This window comes from Roseiarcus sp., from assembly GCF_052145395.1.
GTDB lineage: Bacteria > Pseudomonadota > Alphaproteobacteria > Rhizobiales > Beijerinckiaceae > Roseiarcus.
In genome coordinates, this window is record NZ_JBKQOT010000798.1 from 1 (window position 1) to 3,447 (window position 3,447).

Annotated in this window: 4 protein-coding genes and 1 pseudogene; all 5 read left to right on the forward strand. The window is 64.3% G+C overall.

Going from position 1 to position 3,447, the window contains the following annotated elements; translation table 11 throughout:
* Positions 1 to 375 (forward strand): annotated as a pseudogene (locus ACLP25_RS27500) (arsenite methyltransferase); the annotation flags it as partial.
* 10 nt (positions 376 to 385) lie between these two features.
* Positions 386 to 910: an arsenate reductase ArsC gene (locus ACLP25_RS27505; protein WP_442472281.1), complete on the forward strand. Its 525-nt coding sequence runs from the start codon at positions 386 to 388 to the stop codon at positions 908 to 910.
* Between the two features lie 2 nt (positions 911 to 912).
* Complete coding sequence (arsB, locus tag ACLP25_RS27510; protein WP_442472282.1) at positions 913 to 1,971, forward strand: ACR3 family arsenite efflux transporter; 1,059 nt, start codon at positions 913 to 915, stop codon at positions 1,969 to 1,971.
* A gap of 208 nt (positions 1,972 to 2,179) precedes the next feature.
* Positions 2,180 to 2,398, forward strand: a complete 219-nt coding sequence (locus ACLP25_RS27515) for a GNAT family N-acetyltransferase (RefSeq protein WP_442472283.1) — start codon at positions 2,180 to 2,182, stop codon at positions 2,396 to 2,398.
* A 106-nt stretch (positions 2,399 to 2,504) separates the two neighbouring features.
* Entirely contained in the window at positions 2,505 to 2,981 is a 477-nt protein-coding gene (gene arsC / locus ACLP25_RS27520) for an arsenate reductase (glutaredoxin) (RefSeq protein WP_442472284.1), read from the forward strand.
* Positions 2,982 to 3,447 lie beyond the last annotated feature (466 nt).

Genomic DNA, 3,447 nt, shown 5'->3' on the forward strand with positions numbered 1-3,447 from the left:
CTGCGCGAGGCGTTCCGTGTGCTGAAGCCAGGCGGCCGTTTCGCGGTCTCCGATGTCGTCACCCGCGGGACCATTCCGGAGCAGATCCGCCACGACGCGCTCCTTTGGGCCGGATGCATCGCGGGCGCGCTCGACGAGAACGACTATCGCATGAGGCTCGCTACGGCCGGCTTTGAGGCGATCGGCGTCGAGCCGACCCGCATCTACGAGGTGGAGGATGCGCGGGTGTTTCTGACCAGAAAAGGCGTCGACGTGGATGCGATCGCGTCGCAGGTCGAGGCCAAGTTCATGAGCGCGTTCGTCCGCGCGAAGAAGCCAGGCCCGGCCAGGTCGATGCAAGCCGGCGCATGCCGCGCCCCGAGTTTCTGCGCGTAAGGTCGAGACGATGAGCGACTCCAAGTACAATGTTCTCTTCCTGTGCACGGGGAACTCGGCGCGCTCCGTTCTGGCGGAGAGCATCCTGCGCAAGGACGGCGCGGCGCGCTTCAAGGCATACTCCGCCGGCAGCCATCCCAAGGGGGCGATCAATCCGTTCGCTCTCAAGGTGCTCGACGCCTATGGTTATCCGACCGACGGCTTCCGCTCGAAGAGCTGGGACGAATTCGCTGTCGCCGGCGCGCCGGAATTGGATTTCGTGTTCACGGTCTGCGACACCGCGGCCGGCGAGGCGTGTCCAATCTGGCCCGGGCAGCCGATGACGGCGCATTGGGGCATCGAGGATCCCGCCGCCGTTGAAGGTTGGGACATCGAAAAGGAACGCGCCTTCAATACGGCGTTTCGTTACCTGAAGAATCGCATCTCCATCTTCACAAGCCTGCCGATCCGGAGCCTCGACAGGCTGACCCTGAACGCCAAGCTTCGCGAGATCGGCCGCATGGAAGGCGCGACGACCAAGGCGGGCGAGGCGTAGGGATGTCGATTTTCGAGCGCTATCTGACCGTCTGGGTCTTTCTCTGCATTGTCGCCGGAGTCGCGCTTGGGCACGCCTTCCCGGGGCTGTTTCGTACGATTGAGAGTGTCGAAGTCGCTAAGGTCAATCTGCCAGTCGCGGTGCTGATCTGGCTGATGATCGTGCCAATGCTGCTCAAGATCGATTTCGCCGCGCTCGGGCGGGTCGGAGAACATTGGCGCGGAATCGGCGTCACGCTGCTGATCAACTGGGGCGTGAAGCCGTTCTCCATGGCCGCCCTCGGCTGGTTCTTCATCGGGCACGTGTTTCGGCCGTGGCTGCCCCCCGATCAGATCAATTCCTATATCGCCGGCCTGATCCTGCTTGCCGCGGCGCCCTGTACGGCCATGGTCTTCGTCTGGAGCAATCTGATGAAGGGAGAGCCGCACTTCACGCTCTCCCAGGTTGCGCTCAACGACACGATCATGGTGTTCGCCTTCGCGCCGATCGTCGGCCTGCTGCTTGGGCTTTCCGCGATCAGCGTGCCATGGGACACGCTGGTCCTCTCGGTCGTGCTCTATATCGTGGTTCCCGTGATCGTGGCGCAGGGCGTGAGACGGTACGTCCTCACCAACGGTGGAGAGGCGGCGCTTGCCCGGCTGCTGGAGAGGCTCGGCTCGCTGTCACTCGTTTCGCTGCTCGCCACGCTCGTTCTGCTGTTCGGATTCCAGGGCGAGCAGATCCTCGCGCAGCCCATGGTGATCGCGCTGCTCGCCGTCCCAATCCTCATTCAGGTCTATTTCAATGCCGGGGCCGCATATCTCCTCAACCGGCTGGCGGGAGAACAGCATTGCGTCGCGGGGCCGTCGGCGCTGATCGGCGCGAGCAACTTCTTCGAGCTTGCGGTCGCGGCCGCGATCAGCCTGTTCGGATTCAATTCAGGGGCGGCGCTTGCGACCGTGGTCGGCGTGCTGATCGAAGTGCCGGTCATGTTGTCGACGGTGTGGATCGTCAACTGCACCCGCGACTGGTACGAGCGAGGACAGCGGGAGAGCGGCGCGGTCGCCGGGCGCTCGCCATGACCCGCAGTCGGACTGTGAGCGCTTCCGGACGATTGGCGACCGACTTTGGGATTGGCGACGAGCTTCGCAGCGAGCCGCTCCCAACCGATGAGATGGAAGCGTTTTGCGCGGCGTTGGACGCCGCCGGTCTTCCGGCCGACGATATTGCGGCGCCGGACGTCCAGCCTTTCCAATTCATGCTCGACCTGAAGCGGGTCGGTTACGAGCCTTGGAGGCCTATGGCTCTGAAGCGCTCTTGCGCTCGATTGTCGTCGCCGCCGACGCGCGCGGCGAGGGCGTCGGTCGGAAGGTCGTCGACTGGCTGCTTGCCCACTCTGCTCGTCAGGGGGCCCAGTGCGCGTTTCTGTTCACGACCGACGCGTGTGCGTATTTGGAAGGGCTAGGCTTTGAGGTCGCCGATAGCGGGCGAGCGCCTCGACGATCCTGACGACACGCCAAGCCGTCGGGCTTTGCCCGGCGTCGGCTGTTCTGCTGACCCGCACCATCACGCCAGACAGCCGCGAAGCCGAGCCTCTTGATCACGAGTACGAGGCATGACCGTCACGATCTACCACAACCGCGCCTGCGGGACGTCGCGCAACGTGCTGGCGATGATCCGGCGGAGCGGCGAGGAGCCCGTCGTCATCGAATACCTGAAAACCCCGCCGACCCGCGAGCGGCTGAAGGAACTCATCGCCGCGATGGGGATTCCGGTACGCGCGCTCCTGCGCGAGAAAGGCACGTCTTACGCGGAACTGGGACTTAGCGATCCGAAATGGACCGACGATCAACTCCTCGACTTCATGATGGCGCATCCGATTTTGATTAATCGGCCGATCGTCGTGACGCCCAAGGGGGTCAAGCTCTGTCGCCCGTCAGAGACGGTGCTCGATATCCTGCCGAACCCGGACATCGGGCAGTTCATCAAAGAGGACGGGGATATCGTCCCACCCCCGTACCGGCCGTTAGTGGGTTGCGCGGGATCACCGCGCGCCATCGCCGCTCCTTCCAGCGCCCTTCGCCGTCGGTGACCCACCTGACCAACACCACCGATCCTGGTGGGTTGGGCTTGCCAATCGTCGAACCAAGGCAGGCGGCGCCGGAACCTACCATGAACGAGAGGTGCTGCTGACGATTCGCCACTTGTAAGGCGAGCGGGTCAGCATGCGGGACATCAAAATGGGGCCGCCGCCGGAAACGGTTTGGTAGCGGGCGGCGACGCTGGGCAACCGCAAGCTCGGGCGCGGCGAACCGATGCGGGGCGAGAGAGCCCTGTCCCACCTGCGGCGACATTACGAAAATTTATCGGGGGCGCCCGCATTTGGACGCCGCGGGACGGTCCCGTGCGGGGGGGCGGCAGTTCGAGCACGAGCTCTTCGCCGCTTCCGCTGTGATCCGGGCTTATGGAAGAGGGGACCTTTGTCGACCTTGGCATTCTTTGACGCTGATGCAGGACCGTTGGCCGGGTTCGGGGACCGCGGCATGCGCCGGTTCTGG